The sequence below is a fragment of the Kluyvera sichuanensis genome, assembly GCF_040930405.1.
In the GTDB taxonomy this organism is placed as follows: Bacteria; Pseudomonadota; Gammaproteobacteria; order Enterobacterales; family Enterobacteriaceae; genus Kluyvera; species Kluyvera sichuanensis.
The window spans coordinates 1,975,055-1,997,072 of the sequence record NZ_CP162271.1; the positions used below are offsets into that span (position 1 = coordinate 1,975,055).

The window sequence follows — 22,018 nt, forward strand, 5'->3', positions numbered from 1 at the left end:
TCCCCTATGGGGAGAGGGTTAGGGTGAGGGGGAAAATACTATTTAGAATCCGACTGATACTCGTACTCGTAATAGCCGTAATCCTGATAACCGGTAGCACGGCGGAAAATAGAGTTGAGGATCACCCCTTTCACCGCGATGCCGTTCTGCTCAAAGCGGCTCAGACTGGTCTCCACTTCTTTGAGCGTATTGACCGCGTAACGCGTCACCATCAGCGTGGTGCCCGCATGGCGGCCCACAATCGCCGCGTCGGTGACGGCGAGAATTGGTGGGGTATCTATCAGCACCAGGTCGTAGTTCGCGCTCCCCCACTTCAGCAGTTCACTGAAACGCTCCCCCATCAGCAGTTCAGACGGGTTCGGCGGGATCTGCCCGCGAGGGACGAGGTCGAAGTTGGCTACCGACGTTTTCTTCGCGCAGTGCTCAATCGCCGTTTTGCCCACCAGCACCTCCGACAGGCCGTTGTCGTTGGTGGTACCGAGCAGCTCGTGGGAGTAGCCCTTACGCATATCGCAGTCGATCATCAGCACTCGCTTGTTGGTCTGGCTAATCACCGCCGCGAGGTTGGCGCAGACGAAGGTCTTACCGATTGAAGGGCTGACCCCGGTCATCATCAGCACGTTGTTTTGCGCCTGCATCATGGCGAAGTGCAGGCTGGTACGCAGGCTGCGGATGGCTTCAATGGCGAGATCGGTTGGGTTACCTACCGCCAGCAGCTGACTCTGCTTGTAGCGTTTCACGCCGTTGACGCTCTTCACGCTATCGCGGGATTTCTGCCATTCAGAAAGCGGGATGCTGGCATACACGTTAATACCATGCTCTTCCAGCACCTGCGGGCTTTCGATGCCGCGGTTAAACAGCGAGCGCAGCAGCACGCCAACAATCGACAGCATCAGGCCAAGAATAATGCTCCCCAGCACAATCAGCGCTTTCTTCGGCTTCACCACGCCTGGCTGGGTAATCGCCGGGTCGACGATACGCACATCGCCCACGGTGCTGGCTTTGGTAATTTTCAGCTCCTGCTGTTTGTTCAGCAGCTGCATATAGACCTGCTGACCGGACTCCACGTCACGGGTCAGACGCACAATCTCCTGCTGGGTTTTCGGCATTGCCGTCACGCGCTGGCTGAGCTTCGCTTTCTCTTCTTCCAGCGCCCGACGTTTTTCCAGCAGCGTGCGGTACGCCGGGTGGATTTTGGTGTAGAGCTTGGAAATTTCCGCCTCACGGAAAGTCAGTTCGTTAAGCTGAGCATCGATGTTGACCATCGAGTCGAGCACCGACTTGGCCTCCAACGGCAGGTCGACGGAGTCTTTCTGCTGACGGTAGGCGTTGAGTTTGTTTTCGGCGATATCAAGCTGGCTGCGCACCTGCGGCAGCTGCACTTCGAGGAACTCCAGGCTCTTCGCCGCCTCTTCCGATTTGCGCGCGACGTTCTGCGCCACATAGTTGCGGGCAATGCTGTTGAGGACTTCGCGGATCTGATCTTTATCTTCCCCGACCATGGTCAACGTCAGGACACCGGAGTCTTTGCCGTCTTCGGTGACGCTCAGGCTGTTTTGCAGGGTATTGATCATGCCCAGCGTCGAGTATTTGGTGACCGTAAAGCTGGCCCCTTCATCGGCGGCAATCCCCGCAACCATGAGCGACACGCCGCCTTTGTTGACAGGTTCACCCACTTTGCCCTCAGCGCTGAAACCACTATCGTTGCTGAAACGGAAAGTAGTTGGGCTCAGCACATCCAGCGTGAAGGTGCTGTCCGCCATGGCGGCCGGACGTTCGAAGGTGGTGACTTTGACGGTCTGGTTCTGACGCCCCATCAGGCGATCCCACCCTGCACCCAGGACAGGGAAGGTGTTTTTGCTGACCGCAATATCGAGGTCCAGATCGTCGACGGTTTTGCCCAGCACCAGACGCGAGGTGATCATCTGGATCTCCGCCTCGGAGGCCGGTGGCTTGCTGGTTAAGGCGTTGCTGATGTCCTGCACCAGCGCGCTTCCCTGATTCTGCTCAATACGCACCAGCGCATCGGCGCTGTAGATAGGCGTGGCGAAGATGGCGTAGACAATCGCGGCGGCGGCGAACAGGGCCGTAATGCCAGCCACCCACCACTTGGCTTCTATAACGGTTCCCACCAGGCGGCCAATATCAATCTCATCGCCGCCCGAGGCCGCCGGGCTTATCTGTTTTACTTTATCAGTCATGGTTATCCCTGCTGCGCTTTCAATGCCTGCGCCCACTGGCTGGCAGACCTGTCGAGTAACTGGTACACCGCTTCAAACGCCTCGCGGCTTTTGCGATACGGATCGGGGATCTCGCGCTCGTTATCCCAATGGCCAAACAGCATCACCTTGCCGCGCATCTCCGGCGCCATTTCATGCAGGGTGGCAACGTGCCGTCTCTCCATCGCCAGAATCAGGTCGTACTCCCGGCACATGCGCCCGGAGATTTGCCGCGCGCAGTGCCCCTCAAGCGAAATGTCATGCACTGCTGCGACGCTGACGGCGCGTTCATCCGCCGTTTTTCCCACCAGCGCTCCCAGCCCCGCCGAGTCAACGGTCACCGCCGGAAGATGACGGCGTAATAAACGTTCTGCCGTAGGGGAACGGCAGATGTTCCCCACGCATACCACAAGAATTTTGTTAAACATGGCGGTTACCAGGTGTGAATGTCTTTTGCCGTATCGGTCATGTAGCGAACGCCACTGATGGTCGGCAACAGTTGGTTGATCAGACGGTTCCAGCGGGCAACCGGTGCGGTAGTGACGTAAACCACGTCGTAAGGCTGCAGGACAAAGTTGGTCGCCATCACCAGCGAGGTGGCATCGGACATATCCAGCTGATAGACGTTGGCCATCTTGCCGTTGTTGCCCTCTTTGGTTGGACGAATCACGAAGATGCCGCTGGCGTCGGAGGTGGTCAGGTCGATACCTTCCGCCTGGCCGAGCGCTTCGGTCAGCGTCATGCCGCTGAAGTCCATTTTGAGCGTGCTCTGTTTCTTCACTTCGCCCATCACGAACACTTTCAGATCGTCGTTGCGCGGTACGAACAGAATATCGCCCGGATAAAGCAGCCGGTTCTGGCTCAGATCGCCGTTCTGCATCAGCGCCTGTACGGAGATACGCTGCTCACGCCCGTCATGAGTGAGCACCACGTTGCGCCAGTCGGCCAGTTCACCCAGTCCGCCAGCGGCGTTAATGGCGTCCAGCACGGTCAGCGGCACGTTGGTAATCGCCTGCTGGCCGGATTTATTCACCTGACCGGAGACGTAGACTTTTTGCGAACGGAAGGCGGCAACGTTGACATCAACCTGCGGGTCGGTGATATAGGCTGCCAGGCGTTGGGTGATGGTCTGACGGATTTCCGCCAGCGTGCGCCCTTTAACCTGCACTTTGCCGATGTAGGGATAGAAGATGGTGCCATCAGGCTGAACCCAGTTGCCGGTATCGCTGGAGCTACGATATTGCCCCGCCGGGGTCGTCAGTTCCGGGTGATCCCAGACGGTGACGTTCAGCACATCGCCCGACCCCACGCGGTACTGGTAATTGCTTAACTCCTGATCCAGCGACATGTTGGGCTGCGCGACGTTAGGACGCGGGCGTAATTGCTCAATCAGTCGCGGGGTCAGCGGATAAACATTCACCATTCGGCCAATGTCATAATCAGCATCCTGCTGCTTAATCACATCTTTTCCGTAGGTAGACATATTGCTGCCGGGAAGTATGGTGCAACCACTCATCAAGGTTACCGACACCAATAATGGCATCAATTTTAGTTTGGATTTCATCATTGATTATTTATCACTTTGGCAGAAAATTATCCTGTGCGAATTAAATTAATCCGTACCATTTGATTACCCGTACATCCACCATGCATTTAATTACCGGCGAATATAACTGGCATATATCCGAAAAAAGTTTGGATTCATCCGCAGGCTATTGACAGAATAATCGAGGCTTCGCTTCACGCCTTCAGGCACGCTACCGCCCTTGGCTCATAGCTACCAATTCACCTAAAAATCATGTTGTTATATGGAATCTAACCACACCAAAAATAAGAATGGAGAATATTCCTGGATATATAATGCAGAGACTTTCATTCCCGCATGACTATTTCATGACGTACATCAATGGCTATTCCATTCAGTACCGGGAGAATTGTTGCAGCTAAGCGAATAGCAGGCAAGGTTAGCTCCGCCTAAAAAATAATTTTAAGAATAAGATTAAGATCAATACCGTATGACTTTTTAGGATTTTCTTTATGTTGACAAATTAAATTACGCCATACCGAAAAATATATTATCAATAATAAATTCAGGGCCATTTTTCACTATTATTTCCTGTTGTACATTGATTTTTTGCCGCGAGAAATCGCAGCCAGACGTTGCAATTTGCCGTCGCTTTATCCATGATCAATTCGTCATATAACATAAGGTTTTAACCAACGTATGGAATGGATTGCCGATCCGTCTATTTGGGCGGGACTCGTGACGCTGGTCGTCATCGAGCTGGTTCTCGGAATTGATAATCTGGTGTTTATCGCCATCCTCGCCGAAAAACTGCCGCCAGCCCAACGCGACCGCGCGCGCGTCACCGGGCTGATTCTGGCGATGCTGATGCGCCTGCTGCTGCTGGCCTCTATCTCGTGGCTGGTCACCCTGACTAAACCGCTGTTTAGCGTCCGCGACTTCACCTTTAGCGCCCGCGACCTGATTATGCTGGTCGGCGGCTTTTTCCTGCTGTTTAAAGCCACGGTAGAGCTTAATGAGCGGCTGGAGGGGAAAGATAGCGACAACCCAACGCAGCGCCGCGGCGCGCGTTTCTGGGGCGTTGTCGCGCAAATCGTGGTGCTGGATGCGGTCTTCTCGCTTGACTCGGTGATCACCGCCGTCGGCATGGTCGACCATCTGGCGGTCATGATGGCTGCGGTCATTATTGCTATCAGCCTGATGCTGATGGCCAGCCGGGCGCTGACCCGCTTTGTGAACAGCCACCCGACGATTGTGATTCTCTGTCTGAGCTTCCTGCTGATGATCGGCTTTAGCCTGGTAGCGGAAGGTTTCGGCCTCGTCATACCAAAAGGCTATCTATACGCCGCCATCGGTTTCTCGGTAATGATCGAGTTCTTAAACCAACTGGCTATCTTTAACCGTCGCCGCTTCCTTACCGCCAATCAGTCGCTGCGAAGTCGCACCACCGAGGCGGTGATGCGTCTGTTGAGCGGCCAAAAAGAGGATGCAGAGCTTGATGCGGGTACCGCTTCACTGCTGGTAGACCAGAGCGATCAGCAGATCTTCGATCCGCAGGAGCGGCGGATGATTGAGCGCGTGCTAAACCTCAACCAGCGTACCGTGAGCAGCATCATGACCTCACGTCATGATATTGAGCACATCGACCTGAGCGCGCCGGAAAGCGAAGTGCGCGCGCTGCTGGAGAAAAACCAGCACACCCGCCTGGTGGTTACCGGCGGCGATGATGAAGAGGATTTGCTCGGCGTTGTACACGTCATCGACCTGTTACAACAATCGCTGCGCGGTGAGCCGCTGGATCTGCGGGTGTTAATCCGCCAGCCGCTGGTGTTCCCGGAAGCGCTGCCGTTGCTGTCAGCGCTGGAGCAGTTCCGTAACGCCCGTACCCACTTCGCCTTTGTGGTGGATGAGTTTGGTTCGGTTGAGGGGATTGTGACGCTCAGCGACGTGACGGAAACCATCGCCGGTAACCTGCCAAACGAAGCGGAAGAGATTGATGCCCGCCACGACATTCAGAAAAATGCCGACGGCACCTGGACCGCTAACGGGCATATGCCGCTGGAAGATTTAGTGCAGTACATTCCGCTGCCGCTGGACGAGAAGCGTGAGTACCACACCATCGCCGGGTTACTGATGGAGCACCTGCAGCGTATTCCGAAAGCCGGTGAGGAAGTGCAGATTGGCCCGTGGACGCTCAAGACCCTGCAGGTTGAGAGCCACCGGGTACAGAAAGTGCAGATTATCCCGCCGCCGCGGGATGATGAGTGGGATTACGAAGTGTAGTGAGGAGCCCGTCCCGGCGTCGCGTTGCTCGGCCGGGCTACTTGTTCAGCAGTTTCTGCACGTCTTTGCCGGACTGAGTGTTTTTATTGCGCTCAGCCCACTCATTCAGCCGACGCTTCGCTTCATTTTGCAGCTGACGACGTAGGATCTGATCAACCTGCAAACTGTAATTCAGCTCTGACCATTTGCCGTAAACCCGCAGTGGAATCGCAGTGCGCTTAAGCATATCCACCAGCTTGCCCTCGCCCTGCCATCCATCAGTCACCTGAATAGCGAACTGCATATCGCCCTCTTCTTTCACCAGGTCCAGCGCGCCTTTGCCGGTTAATGACATTAGCGATGACGAGCCGTTCATGTTGTCGAGGGTCAGAATGCCGCTGTCGAGATCGATATCAGCGGTGAGCTTATCGAGGCGCGTCGCGCTATCGTCGTTTTCCCGAGCACGCACGTCGGTGCTGCGTTCCACCGCCTGCTGCACCAGCTGCTGGAAGTTGAGCCCTTCGGTACGGGTATCGTGCATTTCAATGGATGCTTGACCCTGCCAGTCGCGACGGAAATGGTTGGCATCCACCACCGAGCCGGAGAAATCCCCCGCCAGCGACATTTTACCGGCCATGTCTATCGGGTAGTTAAAGGCTTTCAGCAGACTGCCTATCTCGATGTTATCGACCTTCGGCTGGAACTCAGCTTGCGGTGCGCCGTTACGAGCGTCTACCGTACCCGGCAACGAGAGCGTCCCGCCGTCGAGTTTTCCTTCCAGTTGGGCGATGTGCAGCAACCCGCGCTGGTTATCAGCCTGAATCCGCACGTCGGTAAACGGCATCTCACGCCAGATCAACTGCTTCGCCGTCATCGCCAGCGTGCCGTCAAAGCTGTTCAGCCCGCTGTACGGCACCACCTTCACGCCATTGGCGATAATCGGACGCGGTTGTTTTGGCGTCGCCTGCGCCTTTTGGACTTCACCACCGCCGCTCGGCAGAATATCCGAATGCAGCAGCAGGTTATCAAGATTGAGCTTATCGGACTGCAGATCCAGCGCCCAGATAGGGTGATCGTCGAGTATTACGCTACCCGCACCGGTCAATGAACTGTCGTTCGCCGTCAGGTTCAGGGCGCTAAAGCTGAGCTTTTTCGCCTCCTCCTGCCAGTTGGCGTTCAGGCTGCCGTTTCCGCTGATGCCCTGCGCCGGAAGGTCTGCGCCCTGGAGCTGCCAGCTAAGCTGCGACAGCTGCGCGTCCAGGCTATGCGGGTAGTCTGCAGCCTGAACCTGGGCGGAAAAACTGAGGGTTAAATCACGCTGGTCGCGGTTGAGGCGACCGGAGAAATCGACTTCTGCCCGATGGTTGGCATCCTGTTCCATCTGCAGACGAATATCGCGCACCGTCACCTGCTCGTCGTCTTCATGCTGGAAGACCAGCACACTATCCACGACCTGCAGTGCAGCAATATCAAAGGACCAGCCGCTACTGCCGGGCTCCTGCGGCAGCGACGTGCCTTTTGGCGCCACCGGGGCGTTTTGCGCACGTTCGGCTTCGGTTTGCGGCGTCAGTTGAATCACCGCGCCTTTAAGCATCACCTGCTTTACCTGAAGCTGATGCGAAAGCAGCGGCATCAGCGCCACGTCAAGACGCATATTGTCCGCCCGTACCAGCGGCGCGCTGGCCCCCGGCGCGGTTAAGGTCATACGACCCGAGAGGATGCTCAGACGCGGCCAGACGTGCCAGCGCAACGAGCCATCAAGCTGGAGCTGATAACCACTACGTGCTTCAACCTGTTTCACCATATAGCTGCGGAAATCGTTGGGATTCACCAGCAGCACCAGCGATGATAGTCCAGCGACCAGCACCACCAGCAGGATCATCAGCGTCGTCAATATTCGTCTCATGGCACCCTCATCAGGTTCGCGGCGGATCAGTCTTTATCAATACGACTGGCGACCGCACCCTGCTGATCGCGATATTTCGCATCTTCACGACGGTTGTACGGGCGATCGGCCGGGCCAGACAGCGGCTCGAAGCTCAGCGCGCCGATTAACATCCCCGGACGCAGCGCCAGCGGCAGTTTGCCTGAATTGTAAAACTCCAGCACGATACAGCCGGACCAGCCTGGATCGATACGGTGGGCGGTCACGTGTACCATCAGCCCCAGACGCGCCAGCGAGGAGCGCCCGTCGAGCCAGCCGACCAGATCCGCCGGCAGCGTCACCGACTCCAGCGTTACCGCCAGCGCCAGTTCCCCCGGATGCAGATAGAAAGCATCGCCCTCAGGCAGCACAATCTCTTCGCTCATGACGCGATCCAGCGCCGCGCTGACTTCCGCCTTCGGCCCGCTTAAATCAATATAGGCCGCCGTATGACCGCTGAAGGTACGAAATTTGTTACCTAAACGCACGTCAACCGTCGCGCCGTTGATACGCTCAATCGGCGGACGCGGGTTAATCGACAGTCGGCCGTCATCCAGCCAGGCTTCTATGTCTCGGTCGCACAGACGCATATCACTCTCCTTTATGTACTACCTGCCCTCTTCCGGCATGGTTGAGGGCTATTAATGCACGTTACACAATTCGCGTGAGTTATTCAAAAAACTGACTAATTTTCGCTTTCAGAATGTCGATAGCGATGCGGTTTTTCCCCCCACGCGGCACGATGATGTCGGCGTACTGCTTGGACGGTTCGATAAACTGCAGGAACATTGGACGCACGGTTTTCTGATACTGAGCCATCACCGAGTCCATCGAACGCCCGCGTTCGTTAACGTCACGCTTGATACGACGCATCAGGCAAATATCCAGCGGGGTATCAACGAAAATAGAGAAGTTCATCTCTTCACGCAGGCGCGCATCCGTCAGCAGCAGGATCCCTTCAAGGATGATCACTTTTTTCGGTTCGATGTGGATCGTTTCCTGGGTACGGGTGTGCTCGACGTAACTATAGACCGGCAGTTCGATAGCGGTGCCGCGTTTTAAGGTCTGCAAATGCTGGAACAGCAGACTGTGGTCCATCGCATTAGGATGGTCATAATTGGTTTTTACCCGATCTTCCATGGACAGGTGACTTTGGTCTTTGTAATAGCTATCTTCAGGGATAACACCGATATGCTCATCACCTACCTGCTCGCGTAATTCGCGATACAGCGTACTAGCAATAAGACTTTTACCTGAAGCCGATGCGCCGGCGATGCCTACAATGACGCACTGATGAGACTTATCAGTCATAAATTTTGCGACCCGATTAACCTGGATGATAGGAAGGACGGCACGGACAGACAATATTATTCAAGAGGTGAAGCTCTGAATAATCAGGTGTACCCGCGCCAAACGCGGCAATTATAGGGATTTCATAGCGACGATACCAGTCGAATGCATCGTTCTGCGGTGACAATCGGTGAAACGCTGTCGAGGCGCGTTTCGGCGCAAGTCGTTATTCACGAAGTAAATATTACACTTGTGATCAATTGCCGATTATTGTCAATAAGTGTCACCGATCCGATAAAAGGCGCGTAAGTTGGTGCATAATCAGCGGTAATGTCAGCAAGGCCGGAGTGTGTCGTTCCGGATAATCGTGGTAATGAAGAAAGAAAAACTGTACATCCCCATCGCCCTGACCTCACCGTTTCGTACGGCGCAACTCCTGTTTGGCCTCGGGTTCCTGACGTTCCTGTTCACGCTCTATTCGTTCGCGCTGATGCATCAGCCAAGTGACCTGTCGCCGGTGTGGTTCCCGACGGCGGTCATGATGGCAGGATTCTATCGTTTTAAGCGTTCCCTGTGGCCCGGTATTGGGCTGGCGGGCGCACTGGGTATTATTACCGCAACGAGCCTCTACTCCCCGTCGGCGGTGACGCTGACTTATCCGGCGATTAACATTCTGGAGGCGCTGGTCGGCGCATTGCTGCTACGTCGCTGGCTGGTGCTCGATAACCCGTTGCAAAACCTGGTGGACTGGACCCGCATGGCAATCGCCTGCGCGCTGGTGCCAGCGTTGCTGGGGGGGATGCTAGTCTCCAGCCTCTCTCCCGGCGCCAACGCGCTGCAAACGCTGGTAGTCTGGGTGCTTGCCGAAGCCACCGGTGCGCTGGCAGTGTTACCGATTGGCCTGCTGCTGAAAGCGCGATTCGCCACGCGCTATCAGAATACCGCGCTGCTGCTCTCTACGCTGCTGACCGCCGTGCTTACCCTGGCGCTAAGCATGACGTCGATGCTCTATCTGCCGTGGCCGTTCACCTTCATCATGGTACTGCTGATGTGGAGCGCCGTGCGCCTGCCGCGTTTAGAAGCATTTATGATTTCCCTGCTGACCATTATGGTGGTGCTGATGCTGACCTCTTTGCACCCGCTGGTTCAGCACATGATTGAGAACACCCTCAACAGCTATCGCCTGCACAATATGCCGGGACTGCCGTTCCTGATGGTGCTGCTGCCGACCGGCGTAATGAGCATCGCCATGTACGCCGTGCACAACGAACGCCGACATATTGCCGAGAGCGAAACTCGCTTCCGTAACGCGATGGAGTATTCCGCCATCGGCATGGCGCTGGTCGATACCTACGGGCAGTGGCTGCAGGTCAACAAATCGCTGAGCGCCTTCCTTGGCTACAGCCAGGACGAGTTGCACCGGATGACCTTCCAGCAGGTGACCTGGCCGGAAGATTTAGCTACCGATTTGGCCCAACTCGATCGGCTGAATCGCGGGGAAGTTGACAGCTATTCGCTGGAGAAACGCTACTGCACCAAGCACGGAGAGGTGGTCTGGGCGCTGCTTGCCGTCTCGGTCGTGCGCAATAACGACGGCACGCCGCTCTATTTTATTAAGCAGGTTGAAGATATCAACTCGCTGAAAAAAAGCCGCGAAGCGAATAAAGCGCTGATGGCGGAGCTCACCCAGGCCAACGAAGCGCTGTTCCAGGAAAAAGAGCGCCTGCATATCACCCTCGACTCCATTCATGATGCGGTGATCAGCACCGACAATAAGCAAAACATTATTTTCATGAATCCGGTCGCTGAAAAAATGTGCGGCTGGAAGCAGTCAGAAGCGCAGGGCAAGCCATTGCTTACCGTGTTACGTATTACCGAGGGGCCAGGTGGAGAGATACTGGAAGCCCTCAGCGCGCAGGCGGGTCCAGAAAGCGACGCCGAGTACGACAACAGCCTGAAAAACCGCTATGGCGACAGCTTTGACATCCACTACAGCATGACGCCGCTAAAAACCCTTGAGGGGGAGCATATCGGCTTCGTGCTGGTCATTCAGGACGTTACCGAATCGCGCAAACTGCTGCGCCAGCTCAGCTACAGCGCGACCCACGACGCGTTAACCGGGCTGCCTAATCGCTCAAGCTTTGAAAGCCAGCTCAAAGGGCTGTTGAAAGTGCTGCCGGGCAGCCACCAGTCGCACGCGCTGATTATGCTCGACCTTGATTTCTTTAAGGCAGTCAACGACAGCGCGGGACATGCGGCAGGCGATGCGCTGCTGCACGAAATTGCCTCGTTGATGCGCTCAATGCTGCGCCCCAGCGATATTCTGGCGCGCCTCGGCGGCGATGAGTTCGGTTTTATTCTGCGCCACTGCTCCACCGAGCAGGCGGTGAACGCCACCGAGCGCGTCGTCGAGGCGATTAATCACTACGAATTTATCTGGGCAGGCCGCCTGCACCGGGTGGGTGCCAGCGCCGGGTTAACCCTGGTGCATGAGCACAACGCTAAACTGGCGGAACTGCTGGTACAGGCCGACGCCGCCTGCTACGAATCCAAAAACAACGGACGCGGTAGAGTCACGGTCTACACGCCGGTGATTCATACCGGCGACCAGTCGTCCGTATGCCAGATATGCAATAACGCGTAAGAGCGCCAGGGTTGCCAGCGCTCGGCGTAAACGCGAATTTGCGCGGGCGTCATTCCCGGGAAACGCTGTTTGATCAGGTAATCATCCGGCAGGAAAATATCCTTCGCCTGCCAGGCACGCAGTGCGAAGTAGTTTGCCGTCCAGCGACCAATGCCGGGAAACTGCTGTAGCGTTTTTAGCGCCTGGGGAACATCCTCAGGTAGCGCTTGCGGCAGCTCGCCGTTGACCGTCGCCTGCGCGAAATAGATAAGCGCCTCCGCGCGTTTTAGCGGCATCCCCAGCGCTTTCAGCGCCAGCGGGTCGCCCGCCGCCAGACGCTCGGCGGTAGGAAACAGGAAAAAGCCCTCCTCTTCAGCCAACGGTTCGCCATAGAGCGCCACCACGCTGCCTGTCAGCTTCGCCGCCATCTTCACACTCACAAGCTGGCCAAGAATCGCCCTTATCCCCTGTTCAAATGGCTCAAGTGCTCCCGGCAGACGCAGCCCCGGTCTGGCGGCGGCGAGACTGCCCAGCGCATGCTGAATTTGCTGCGGACAGCAGCGCAGGTCCAACAGTTTTTCCACGCCTGCCAGCGCCCGGTCGGCCACGGGTAAAAGCCCGGCGGAGAGCGTGACGCAAAGTCGGTTGTGCGCCGTGTCCGGCGTCATGGTGATAAGCCCGTGATGTTCGCCACAGCGCCAGCTGCGGGAGTAGCTACCGTCGTCAAAACGTTCAATGCCGCTGACGGCACGCGCCTGCAGAAAGCCAAACATCCATTGCCAGTCGTACGGCGGTAACCACGGCAGTTCAAACATCGTTGCTCCTTAAGCACATAGCGATAAGCCGAGCGTAATAGCATAGCGGGTTATCACGTCAGTGACCTTGCTTTCATATTCCAGTTGCCGCCTTCGCGACATTCCGCTAAAGTCGCCCCCCTTTCTTCACTGGCATGGGGATAATTGTCGTGTTTATTGGTTTTGACTACGGGACGGCGAACTGTTCTATCGCCGTGATGCAAGATGGCGCACCGCGCATGCTGACGATGGAAAACGGCAGTACGCTGCTGCCTTCAATGCTCGCGGCGCCAACGCGCGAAGCGGTGAGCGAGTGGCTTTATCGCCACCATCAGGTGCCTGCCACCGGCGATGAAGCGCAGGCGCTGCTGCGTCGGGCGATGAACTTCAACCGCGAAGAAGATATCGACGTACTGAGCAATAGCGTGCAGTTCGGCCTCGCGTCGCTCAAGCAGTACATCGCCGACCCAGAAGAGGTCTATTTTGTTAAATCACCGAAATCATTCCTTGGCGCCAGCGGCCTGAAGCCGCAGCAGGTGGCGGTATTCGAAGACCTGGTCTGCTCGATGATGCTGCATATTCGCCAGCAGGCGCAGTCGCAGCTCGCGGACAAGCTCGACCAGGCGGTGATTGGCCGCCCGATTAACTTCCAGGGACTCGGTGGCGACGACGCTAACGCCCAGGCGGTCGGCATCCTTGAACGTGCGGCAAAGCGCGCGGGCTTCCGTGAGGTGGTGTTCCAGTATGAACCGGTTGCCGCGGGGCTCGATTTCGAAGCCACGCTGAGTGAAGAAAAACGCGTGCTGGTCGTCGATATCGGCGGCGGTACCACCGACTGCTCGGTGCTGTTGATGGGGCCGCAGTGGCGCACCCGCCACGACCGTGAACAGAGCCTGCTTGGTCACAGCGGCTGCCGCGTCGGCGGGAACGATCTGGACATCGCGCTGGCCTTTAAGAGCCTGATGCCGCTGCTCGGCATGGGCGGCGACACCGAAAAAGGCATCGCCCTGCCGATTCTGCCGTGGTGGAACGCGGTGGCTATCAACGACGTTCCGGCACAAACCGATTTCTACAGCGCGGCCAACGGTCGAATGCTGCGTGACCTCGCCCGTGATGCTCGCGACGCCGAGAAAGTCGCCCTGCTGTATAAGGTCTGGCAGCAGCGTCTGAGCTACCGTCTGGTGCGCAGCGCCGAAGAGAGCAAAATCGCCCTGTCCGAAGCCGCACAGATTGACACCTCGCTGCCGTTTATCAGCGACGAACTGGCCACCGCTATCAGCCAGGATGGGCTGGAAGCGGCGCTGAATCAGCCGCTGACGCGCATCCTTGAACAGGTGCAGTTGGCGCTGGAAAACAGCAACGAAAAGCCGGATGTCATCTACTTAACCGGCGGCAGCGCACGCTCGCCGCTGATTAAGAAAGCGTTGGCCCAGCAGCTTCCCGGCATTCCGATTGCCGGTGGCGACGATTTTGGCTCGGTGACCGCCGGTCTGGCGCGCTGGGCGCAGGTGGTTTTCGCCTGAAATATCGTCGTTGACTTCGCTGTTTTTTCGACCTATCGTAAAGGAATGAGGGTAAGGGAGGATTTCTCCTCCCCCTGGTGTCTGAGTAAGCCGGTAAGCTAAACACTAAGAGTATCACCAGTATGATGACTAACTTCATCATAACCCTTTCCTTATATAAGGCCCCTTCGTCAGGAGGGGCTTTCCTGTTTTAGCGCCCTGCTAAACGCCGCTGACGGTAGCACGCGTTAGCCTGGTCCGCAGTTTCGTCCCCATAGTTTGCGAGCCTACTCGTAAAGCCGCGCAGGATTCGGACGATTCCTTCCGTCTTTCATATTTCCTCCATTTTTTCTGAGCGTTCCGTAACTAAACTAGTATCATTTCGTGAAATGATTCAGGGCGAGAAACGGATAACAATGAAAGGCATTCATAACCATCGCTGGCGTATTGCGCTGGCCGTGCTGGTAGCGATCGCAGTCGCGTTCGGTATCTGGCACTTCAGCAGCAATTCTGATACCTCGGGTTCCACCACCGCGAAACCGGCGGGCGCGCCTGCCGCTGGCGGTCGTCACGGCGGTCGCTTTGGCGGCACGCTGGCGCCGGTTCAGGCCGCCACCGCCACCAGCGAAGCGGTACCTCGCTATCTGAGCGGGCTGGGCACCATTACCGCCGCCAACACCGTCACCGTCCGCAGCCGCGTTGACGGCCAACTGATGGCGATTCACTTCCAGGAAGGGCAGCAGGTGAAAGCCGGTGACCTGCTGGCAGAAATTGACCCAAGCCAGTTCAAAGTCGCCCTCGCCCAGGCGCAGGGGCAGCTGGCAAAAGACAGAGCCACGCTCGCCAACGCGCGTCGTGATTTATCCCGCTACCAGCAGTTGGTGAAAACCAACCTAATCTCCCGTCAGGAACTGGATACCCAGCAATCGCTGGTCAGTGAATCCGAAGGGACCATCAAAGCCGATGAAGCCGCCGTCGCCAGCGCCCAGCTGCAGCTCGACTGGAGCCGCATCACCGCGCCAATCGATGGCCGCGTGGGCCTAAAACAGGTCGATATCGGCAACCAGATCTCCAGCGGCGATACTACCGGTATCGTCGTTCTGACTCAGACTCACCCAATCGACCTGGTCTTCACCCTGCCGGAAAATGATATTGCTACCGTGGTTGCCGCGCAGAAAGCGGGCAAGAGTCTGGTGGTTGAAGCCTGGGACCGCACCAACAAGCAGAAGCTGAGCGCCGGTACGCTGCTGAGCCTTGATAACCAGATTGATGCCACCACCGGCACCATCAAACTCAAAGCGCGCTTTAACAACCAGGACGACGCGCTGTTCCCGAACCAGTTCGTTAACGCCCGCATGCTGGTCGATACCCAGCAGAACGCCGTCGTTATCCCTACCGCCGCCCTGCAGATGGGCAACGACGGTCACTTTGTCTGGGTGCTGAACAGCGACAATAAAGTCAGCAAACACACCGTGGTGCCGGGCATTCAGGACAGCCAGAAAGTGGTCATTGATGCCGGACTTTCCGCAGGCGATCGCGTGGTGACCGACGGTATCGACCGCTTAACCGAAGGGGCCAAAGTGGAAGTCGTCACCGCCCACGATGCCACCACCTCCGGAACGGAAAAACCGGCGGCGGCTGAAGGCCATGCCGCCGGCCATAAAGGAGCACGCGGCTGATGCAAGTTTTACCGCCGAGCAATACGGGCGGCCCGTCCCGCCTGTTTATTATGCGCCCTGTTGCCACCACGCTGCTGATGGTGGCGATTCTGCTGGCCGGGATTATCGGCTACCGTTTTCTGCCCGTCTCCGCGCTGCCGGAGGTGGACTACCCCACCATTCAGGTAGTCACGCTCTATCCGGGTGCCAGCCCGGACGTGGTGACCTCGGCGATTACCGCACCGCTTGAACGCCAGTTCGGGCAGATGTCCGGGCTGAAGCAGATGTCATCGCAAAGCTCCGGCGGCGCATCGGTCGTCACCCTCCAGTTCCAGCTCACGCTGCCGCTGGACGTCGCCGAGCAGGAAGTGCAGGCCGCGATTAACGCCGCCACCAACCTGCTGCCAAGCGACCTGCCTAACCCGCCGGTCTACAGTAAGGTCAACCCGGCGGATCCGCCGATCATGACCCTCGCCGTCACCTCAACCGCCACGCCGATGACCGAAGTGGAAGATATGGTTGAGACCCGCGTGGCGCAGAAAATTTCGCAAGTTTCCGGCGTCGGCCTGGTAACGCTGGCGGGCGGTCAGCGTCCTGCCGTGCGCGTGAAGCTGAACGCTCAGGCGATTGCCGCGCTCGGGCTGACCAGCGAAGATATTCGCACCGCCATTACCAACGCCAACGTTAACTCGGCGAAAGGTAGCCTCGACGGCCCAGCGCGCGCGGTGACGCTCTCGGCAAACGACCAGATGCAGTCGGCGCAGGAGTACCGGGCGCTGATTATCGCCTACAAAAACGGCGCACCGATTCGTTTAGGCGACGTGGCAACCGTGGAACAAGGCGCGGAAAACACCTGGCTTGGCGCATGGGCCAATAAAAAACAGGCCATCGTGATGAACGTGCAGCGCCAGCCCGGCGCCAACATCATCTCCACGGCCGACAGCATCCGCCAGATGCTGCCGCAGCTTACCGAAAGCCTGCCGAAATCGGTCAAGGTTGAGGTGCTTTCTGACCGTACCACCAACATCCGCGCCTCGGTCTCCGACACCCAGTTCGAGCTGATGCTGGCGATTGCGCTGGTGGTGATGATCATCTATCTGTTCTTGCGTAACGTCCCGGCGACCATCATCCCCGGCGTTGCCGTGCCGCTCTCGCTGGTCGGCACGTTCGCGGTGATGGTGTTTCTTGATTTCTCGATTAACAACCTGACGCTGATGGCGCTCACCATCGCCACCGGCTTCGTGGTTGATGACGCCATCGTGGTGATTGAGAACATCTCGCGCTATATCGAAAAAGGCGAGAAGCCGATGACCGCATCGCTGAAAGGCGCGGGCGAGATTGGCTTTACCATTATTTCCCTCACCTTCTCGTTGATTGCGGTACTGATCCCACTGCTGTTTATGGGTGATATCGTTGGCCGCCTGTTCCGCGAGTTCGCCGTCACCCTGGCGGTGGCGATATTGATATCGGCCGTGGTGTCGTTGACGCTGACGCCAATGATGTGCGCGCGCATGCTCAGCCACGAATCGCTGCGCAAACAGAACCGTTTCTCCCGCGCCAGCGAACGCTTCTTTGACCGGGTGATTGCCGGTTATGGGCACCTGCTGACCCGCGTGCTGAACCATCCATGGTTAACCCTGAGCGTGGCGCTCGGTACGCTGGCGCTGTCGGTGATTCTGTGGGTAACCATTCCGAAAGGCTTCTTCCCGACGCAGGATAACGGCATTATTCAGGGCACCTTACAGGCGCCGCAGTCGGTCTCGTTTGCCAGCATGGCGCAGCGCCAGCAGGCAGTTGCCGATGCGATTCTGAAAGACCCAGCGGTCGAAAGTCTGACCTCATTCGTCGGCGTAGACGGCACCAACCCGGCGCTCAACAGCGCCCGTTTGCAGATTAACCTCAAGCCACTGAGCGAGCGTGACGACCGCGTGCAGGCGGTTATCAGCCGTCTGCAGCAGTCGGCTGACCGCATTCCGGGCATCCAACTCTATCTGCAGCCAACGCAGGATCTGACCATCGATACTACCGTGAGCCGCACGCAGTATCAGTTCACCCTGCAGGCCAACTCGCTCGATGCGTTAAGCCAGTGGGTACCACAACTGATGGAACAGCTTCAGGCACTGCCGCAGCTCTCGGATGTCAGCAGCGACTGGCAGGATCAAGGGCTGGTGGCCTACGTTAACGTTGACCGCGACAGCGCCAGCCGCCTGGGCATTTCGATGGCGGACGTCGATAACGCGCTGTACAACGCCTTTGGCCAGCGTCTTATCTCCACCATTTACACCCAGGCTAACCAGTATCGCGTGGTACTCGAACACGATACCCGCCAAACGCCGGGGCTGGCAGCGCTTGATAACATTCGCTTGACCAGCAGCGACGGCGGCATCGTGCCGTTAACCGCGATTGCCAAAGTTGAGCAGCGGTTTGCGCCGCTGTCGATAAACCACCTCGACCAGTTCCCGGTGACCACCATTTCGTTCAACGTGCCGGATAAGTACTCGCTGGGCGATGCGGTGCAATCGATTCTGGACACCGAAAAAACGCTGAACCTGCCGTCAGATATTCGTACCGAATTCCAGGGCAGCACCCTCGCCTTCCAGTCGGCGCTGAGCAGTACTATCTGGTTGGTGGTTGCGGCGGTGGTGGCGATGTATATCGTACTCGGCGTGCTCTATGAGAGCTTTATTCACCCGATCACCATTCTATCAACGCTGCCAACCGCGGGCGTCGGCGCGCTGCTGGCGCTGATGATTGCCGGTAACGAGCTGGACGTGATTGCCATCATCGGCATCATCCTGCTGATTGGTATCGTGAAGAAGAACGCGATCATGATGATCGACTTTGCGCTCGCCGCCGAGCGTGAACAGGGCATGGCACCGCGCGAGGCGATTTACCAGGCCTGCCTGCTGCGTTTCCGCCCAATTCTGATGACCACGCTGGCGGCCCTGTTGGGGGCGCTGCCGCTGATGCTGAGTACCGGCGTCGGCGCGGAGCTACGCCGCCCGCTGGGGATTGGCATGGTCGGCGGTCTGTTAGTAAGCCAGGTGCTAACGCTGTTCACCACCCCGGTTATCTATCTGCTGTTCGACCGACTGTCGCTGTACCCGAAAAGTCGGTTCCCGCATCGTGAAGAGGAAGCGTAAGTGAAATTTTTCGCGCTCTTCATCTACCGTCCGGTGGCGACGATTCTTATTTCGCTCGCCATTACGCTGTGCGGGATCCTCGGATTCCGTCTGCTGCCGGTCGCCCCGCTGCCGCAGGTCGATTTCCCGGTGATTATGATCAGCGCCTCGCTGCCGGGGGCGTCTCCGGAGACCATGGCCTCATCCGTGGCAACGCCGCTGGAACGCTCGCTTGGGCGTATTGCGGGGGTCAACGAGATGACCTCAAGCAGCTCGCTTGGCAGTACGCGCATCATTCTTGAATTTAACTTCGACCGCGATATCAACGGCGCGGCGCGTGACGTACAGGCGGCCATTAACGCCGCACAGAACCTGCTGCCAAGCGGCATGCCGAGCCGCCCGACCTACCGCAAAGCTAACCCGTCAGATGCGCCAATCATGATCCTGACGCTGACCTCTGACACCTATTCCCAGGGCGAACTGTACGACTTCGCCTCTACCCAGCTGGCGCAGAGCATTTCGCAAATTGACGGCGTGGGCGACGTCGACGTCGGCGGCAGCTCCCTGCCCGCCGTGCGCGTTGACCTCAACCCACAGGCGCTGTTTAACCAGGGCGTGTCGCTGGATGCCGTGCGCACCGCCATCAGTAACGCCAACGTGCGCAAACCGCAGGGGGCGATTGACGACACCACCCACCGCTGGCAGCTACAAACCAACGACGAACTGAAAAAAGCCGCTGAATACCAGCCGCTGATCGTTCACTACAACAACGGCGGCGCGGTGCGCCTTGGCGATGTCGCCAATGTGACCGACTCGGTACAGGATGTCCGCAACGCCGGGATGACCAACGCCAAACCGGCGATTTTGCTGATGATCCGCAAGCTGCCGGAAGCCAATATTATCGACACCGTGGACCGCATCCGTGCGGAACTGCCGGAGCTGCAACAGACCATTCCTGCGGCAATTGACCTGCAAATCGCCCAGGACCGCTCGCCCACCATCCGCGCCTCGCTGGAGGAAGTTGAGCAGACGCTGGTGATTTCCGTCGCGCTGGTCATTCTGGTGGTCTTCCTGTTCCTGCGCTCCGGACGCGCAACGCTTATCCCCGCCGTGGCGGTGCCGGTGTCGCTGATTGGCACCTTTGCCGCCATGTACCTGTGCGGCTTTAGCCTCAATAACCTGTCGCTGATGGCGTTGACCATCGCCACCGGCTTTGTGGTCGATGATGCCATCGTGGTGCTGGAGAATATCTCACGCCATATTGAGGCCGGGATGAAACCGATGCAGGCGGCGCTTCAGGGTAGCCGCGAGGTGGGCTTCACCGTTCTGTCGATGAGCGTTTCACTGGTCGCGGTATTCCTGCCGCTGCTGCTGATGGGCGGCCTGCCGGGGAGGCTGCTGCGGGAGTTTGCCGTCACGCTGTCGGTGGCTATCGCTATTTCGCTCGCCGTCTCGCTCACCCTCACGCCGATGATGTGCGGCTGGATGCTGAAATCTAACCGTCGGCATTCGCCAACCCGCAACAAAGGATTTGGGCGCGTGCTGGTCGCCATGCAGCAGGGCTACGGTAAATCGCTGAAGTGGGTATTGGGGCATGCGAAACTGGTCGGCGTGGTGTTCCTCGCCACCATTGCGCTCAATATCTGGTTGTATATTACGGTGCCGAAAACCTTCTTCCCGGAACAGGATACCGGGGTGCTGATGGGCGGTATTCAGGCTGACCAGAGCATCTCGTTCCAGGCGATGCGCGGCAAGCTGCAGGACTTTATGAAAATCATCCGTGAAGACCCGGCGGTGGATAACGTCACTGGCTTTACCGGCGGCTCGCGGGTGAACAGCGGCATGATGTTTATCACCCTGAAAGCGCGCAACGTGCGCCATGAATCGGCGCAGCAGGTTATCGACCGGCTGCGTAAAAAACTCGCCAAAGAGCCGGGGGCTAACCTGTTCCTGATGGCGGTACAGGATATTCGCGTCGGCGGCCGTCAGGCCAACGCCAGCTATCAGTACACGCTGCTCTCCGACGACCTCAGCGCGCTGCGGGAATGGGAACCGAAAATTCGTAAAGCGCTGGCGGCGCTGCCGGAGTTAGCCGACGTCAACTCAGACCAGCAGGACAACGGCGCGGAAATGGACCTTATCTATGACCGTGAAACCATGTCACGGCTGGGGATCAGCGTCGAAGCGGCCAACAGCCTGCTGAACAACGCCTTTGGTCAACGCCAGATCTCCACCATCTACCAACCGTTGAACCAGTATAAGGTAGTGATGGAGGTGGATCCGGTTTATACCCAGGACGTCAGCGCGCTGGACAAAATGTTCGTGATTAACAGCGAAGGCAAGGCGATTCCGCTGTCGTACTTCGCCAAATGGCAGCCCGCCAATGCGCCACTGTCGGTTAATCACCAGGGGCTGTCGGCGGCATCGACGGTCTCTTTCAACCTGCCGACCGGTAAATCACTGTCGGAAGCGAGCGATGCCATCACGCGGACCATGACCCAGCTTGGCGTGCCGTCCACGGTGCGCGGCTCATTCGCCGGTACCGCGCAGGTCTTCCAGCAGACAATGAACTCGCAGGTGATCCTGATCATTGCCGCGATTGCTACGGTCTATATTGTGCTGGGGATCCTGTATGAGAGCTACGTTCACCCGCTGACCATCCTCTCAACGCTGCCTTCTGCGGGCGTCGGGGCGCTGCTGGCGCTGGAGCTATTCGATGCCCCATTCAGCCTAATCGCCCTTATCGGGATCATGCTATTAATTGGCATTGTGAAGAAAAACGCCATCATGATGGTCGACTTCGCCCTTGAAGCGCAGCGTAACGGCAACCTCGCCCCGGAAGAGGCGATTTTCCAGGCCTGTCTGCTGCGTTTTCGTCCGATTATGATGACCACGCTGGCGGCGCTTTTTGGTGCCTTACCGCTGGTTCTCTCCGGGGGCGACGGCTCGGAACTGCGTCAACCGCTGGGGATTACCATTGTAGGGGGTCTGGTGATGAGCCAGCTGTTAACCCTCTACACCACCCCGGTGGTCTATCTGTTCTTCGATCGTCTGCGTCTGCGTTTTTCACGTCAACCCCGACAATCGGTAACTGAATAA

14 protein-coding genes are annotated in these 22,018 nt (G+C 57.7%); 6 read left to right on the top strand and 8 right to left on the bottom strand.

All coding sequences use genetic code 11. The features are described 5' to 3' along the window. Positions 1 to 38 precede the first annotated feature (38 nt). Genes wzc through AB2B48_RS09795 form a run of 3 tightly spaced genes read right to left on the bottom strand, consistent with a single transcriptional unit; the run spans position 39 to position 3,786 of the window. Positions 39 to 2,201, bottom strand: a complete 2,163-nt coding sequence (wzc, locus tag AB2B48_RS09785) for a tyrosine-protein kinase Wzc (protein WP_368301640.1) — start codon at positions 2,199 to 2,201, stop codon at positions 39 to 41. Positions 2,202 to 2,203: 2 nt separating this feature from the next. After that, a complete protein-coding gene (gene wzb / locus AB2B48_RS09790; RefSeq protein ID WP_220439386.1) occupies positions 2,204 to 2,647 on the bottom strand; it encodes a low molecular weight protein-tyrosine-phosphatase Wzb in 444 nt (147 codons plus the stop codon). A gap of 5 nt (positions 2,648 to 2,652) precedes the next feature. Beyond that, positions 2,653 to 3,786, bottom strand: a complete 1,134-nt coding sequence (locus AB2B48_RS09795) for a polysaccharide export protein (protein WP_185666978.1) — start codon at positions 3,784 to 3,786, stop codon at positions 2,653 to 2,655. 657 nt (positions 3,787 to 4,443) lie between these two features. On the opposite strand from AB2B48_RS09795, the gene AB2B48_RS09800 reads away from it, so the two are divergent. Further along, complete coding sequence (locus AB2B48_RS09800; protein ID WP_220439387.1) at positions 4,444 to 6,027, top strand: TerC family protein; 1,584 nt, start codon at positions 4,444 to 4,446, stop codon at positions 6,025 to 6,027. A 37-nt stretch (positions 6,028 to 6,064) separates the two neighbouring features. Here the strand turns inward: AB2B48_RS09800 and asmA are convergent, their stop codons facing one another. The 3 genes from asmA to udk form a co-directional block, all read right to left on the bottom strand. Further along, positions 6,065 to 7,912 (bottom strand): outer membrane assembly protein AsmA, encoded by a 1,848-nt coding sequence (gene asmA, locus AB2B48_RS09805; protein ID WP_368301641.1) that lies wholly within the window; start codon positions 7,910 to 7,912, stop codon positions 6,065 to 6,067. 26 nt (positions 7,913 to 7,938) lie between these two features. Further along, positions 7,939 to 8,520, bottom strand: a complete 582-nt coding sequence (dcd, locus tag AB2B48_RS09810) for a dCTP deaminase (RefSeq protein WP_185666975.1) — start codon at positions 8,518 to 8,520, stop codon at positions 7,939 to 7,941. A 79-nt stretch (positions 8,521 to 8,599) separates the two neighbouring features. After that, positions 8,600 to 9,241: a uridine kinase gene (gene udk / locus AB2B48_RS09815; protein ID WP_185666974.1), complete on the bottom strand. Its 642-nt coding sequence runs from the start codon at positions 9,239 to 9,241 to the stop codon at positions 8,600 to 8,602. 352 nt (positions 9,242 to 9,593) lie between these two features. Between udk and AB2B48_RS09820 the strand changes: the two genes are divergently transcribed. After that, positions 9,594 to 11,864, top strand: coding sequence for a PAS domain S-box protein (locus tag AB2B48_RS09820; RefSeq protein ID WP_368301642.1), 2,271 nt, complete (start codon positions 9,594 to 9,596; stop codon positions 11,862 to 11,864). On the opposite strand, the gene alkA is transcribed toward AB2B48_RS09820, so the two are convergent. Next, complete coding sequence (alkA, locus tag AB2B48_RS09825) at positions 11,816 to 12,658, bottom strand: DNA-3-methyladenine glycosylase 2 (RefSeq protein WP_368301643.1); 843 nt, start codon at positions 12,656 to 12,658, stop codon at positions 11,816 to 11,818. The two genes, AB2B48_RS09820 and alkA, sit on opposite strands and share 49 nt — an antisense overlap. A gap of 149 nt (positions 12,659 to 12,807) precedes the next feature. On the opposite strand from alkA, the gene yegD reads away from it, so the two are divergent. Further along, positions 12,808 to 14,160, top strand: coding sequence for a molecular chaperone (gene yegD / locus AB2B48_RS09830; RefSeq protein WP_368301644.1), 1,353 nt, complete (start codon positions 12,808 to 12,810; stop codon positions 14,158 to 14,160). On the opposite strand, the gene AB2B48_RS09835 is transcribed toward yegD, so the two are convergent. After that, complete coding sequence (locus AB2B48_RS09835) at positions 14,051 to 14,302, bottom strand: type I toxin-antitoxin system Ibs family toxin (protein WP_368301645.1); 252 nt, start codon at positions 14,300 to 14,302, stop codon at positions 14,051 to 14,053. The two genes, yegD and AB2B48_RS09835, sit on opposite strands and share 110 nt — an antisense overlap. A 253-nt stretch (positions 14,303 to 14,555) precedes the next feature. Here AB2B48_RS09835 and AB2B48_RS09840 point away from each other — a divergent pair, with 253 nt between their 5' ends. From AB2B48_RS09840 to mdtC, 3 genes are read left to right on the top strand one after another with little or no spacing between them, the layout of a single operon-like run. Then, entirely contained in the window at positions 14,556 to 15,818 is a 1,263-nt protein-coding gene (locus AB2B48_RS09840; RefSeq protein ID WP_333009743.1) for an MdtA/MuxA family multidrug efflux RND transporter periplasmic adaptor subunit, read from the top strand. Then, on the top strand, positions 15,818 to 18,940 hold the full coding sequence (locus AB2B48_RS09845) for an MdtB/MuxB family multidrug efflux RND transporter permease subunit (protein ID WP_368301646.1): 3,123 nt from the start codon (positions 15,818 to 15,820) through the stop codon (positions 18,938 to 18,940). The genes AB2B48_RS09840 and AB2B48_RS09845 overlap by 1 nt, the downstream gene beginning before the upstream one ends. Further along, positions 18,941 to 22,018: a multidrug efflux RND transporter permease subunit MdtC gene (mdtC, locus tag AB2B48_RS09850; protein ID WP_185666968.1), complete on the top strand. Its 3,078-nt coding sequence runs from the start codon at positions 18,941 to 18,943 to the stop codon at positions 22,016 to 22,018.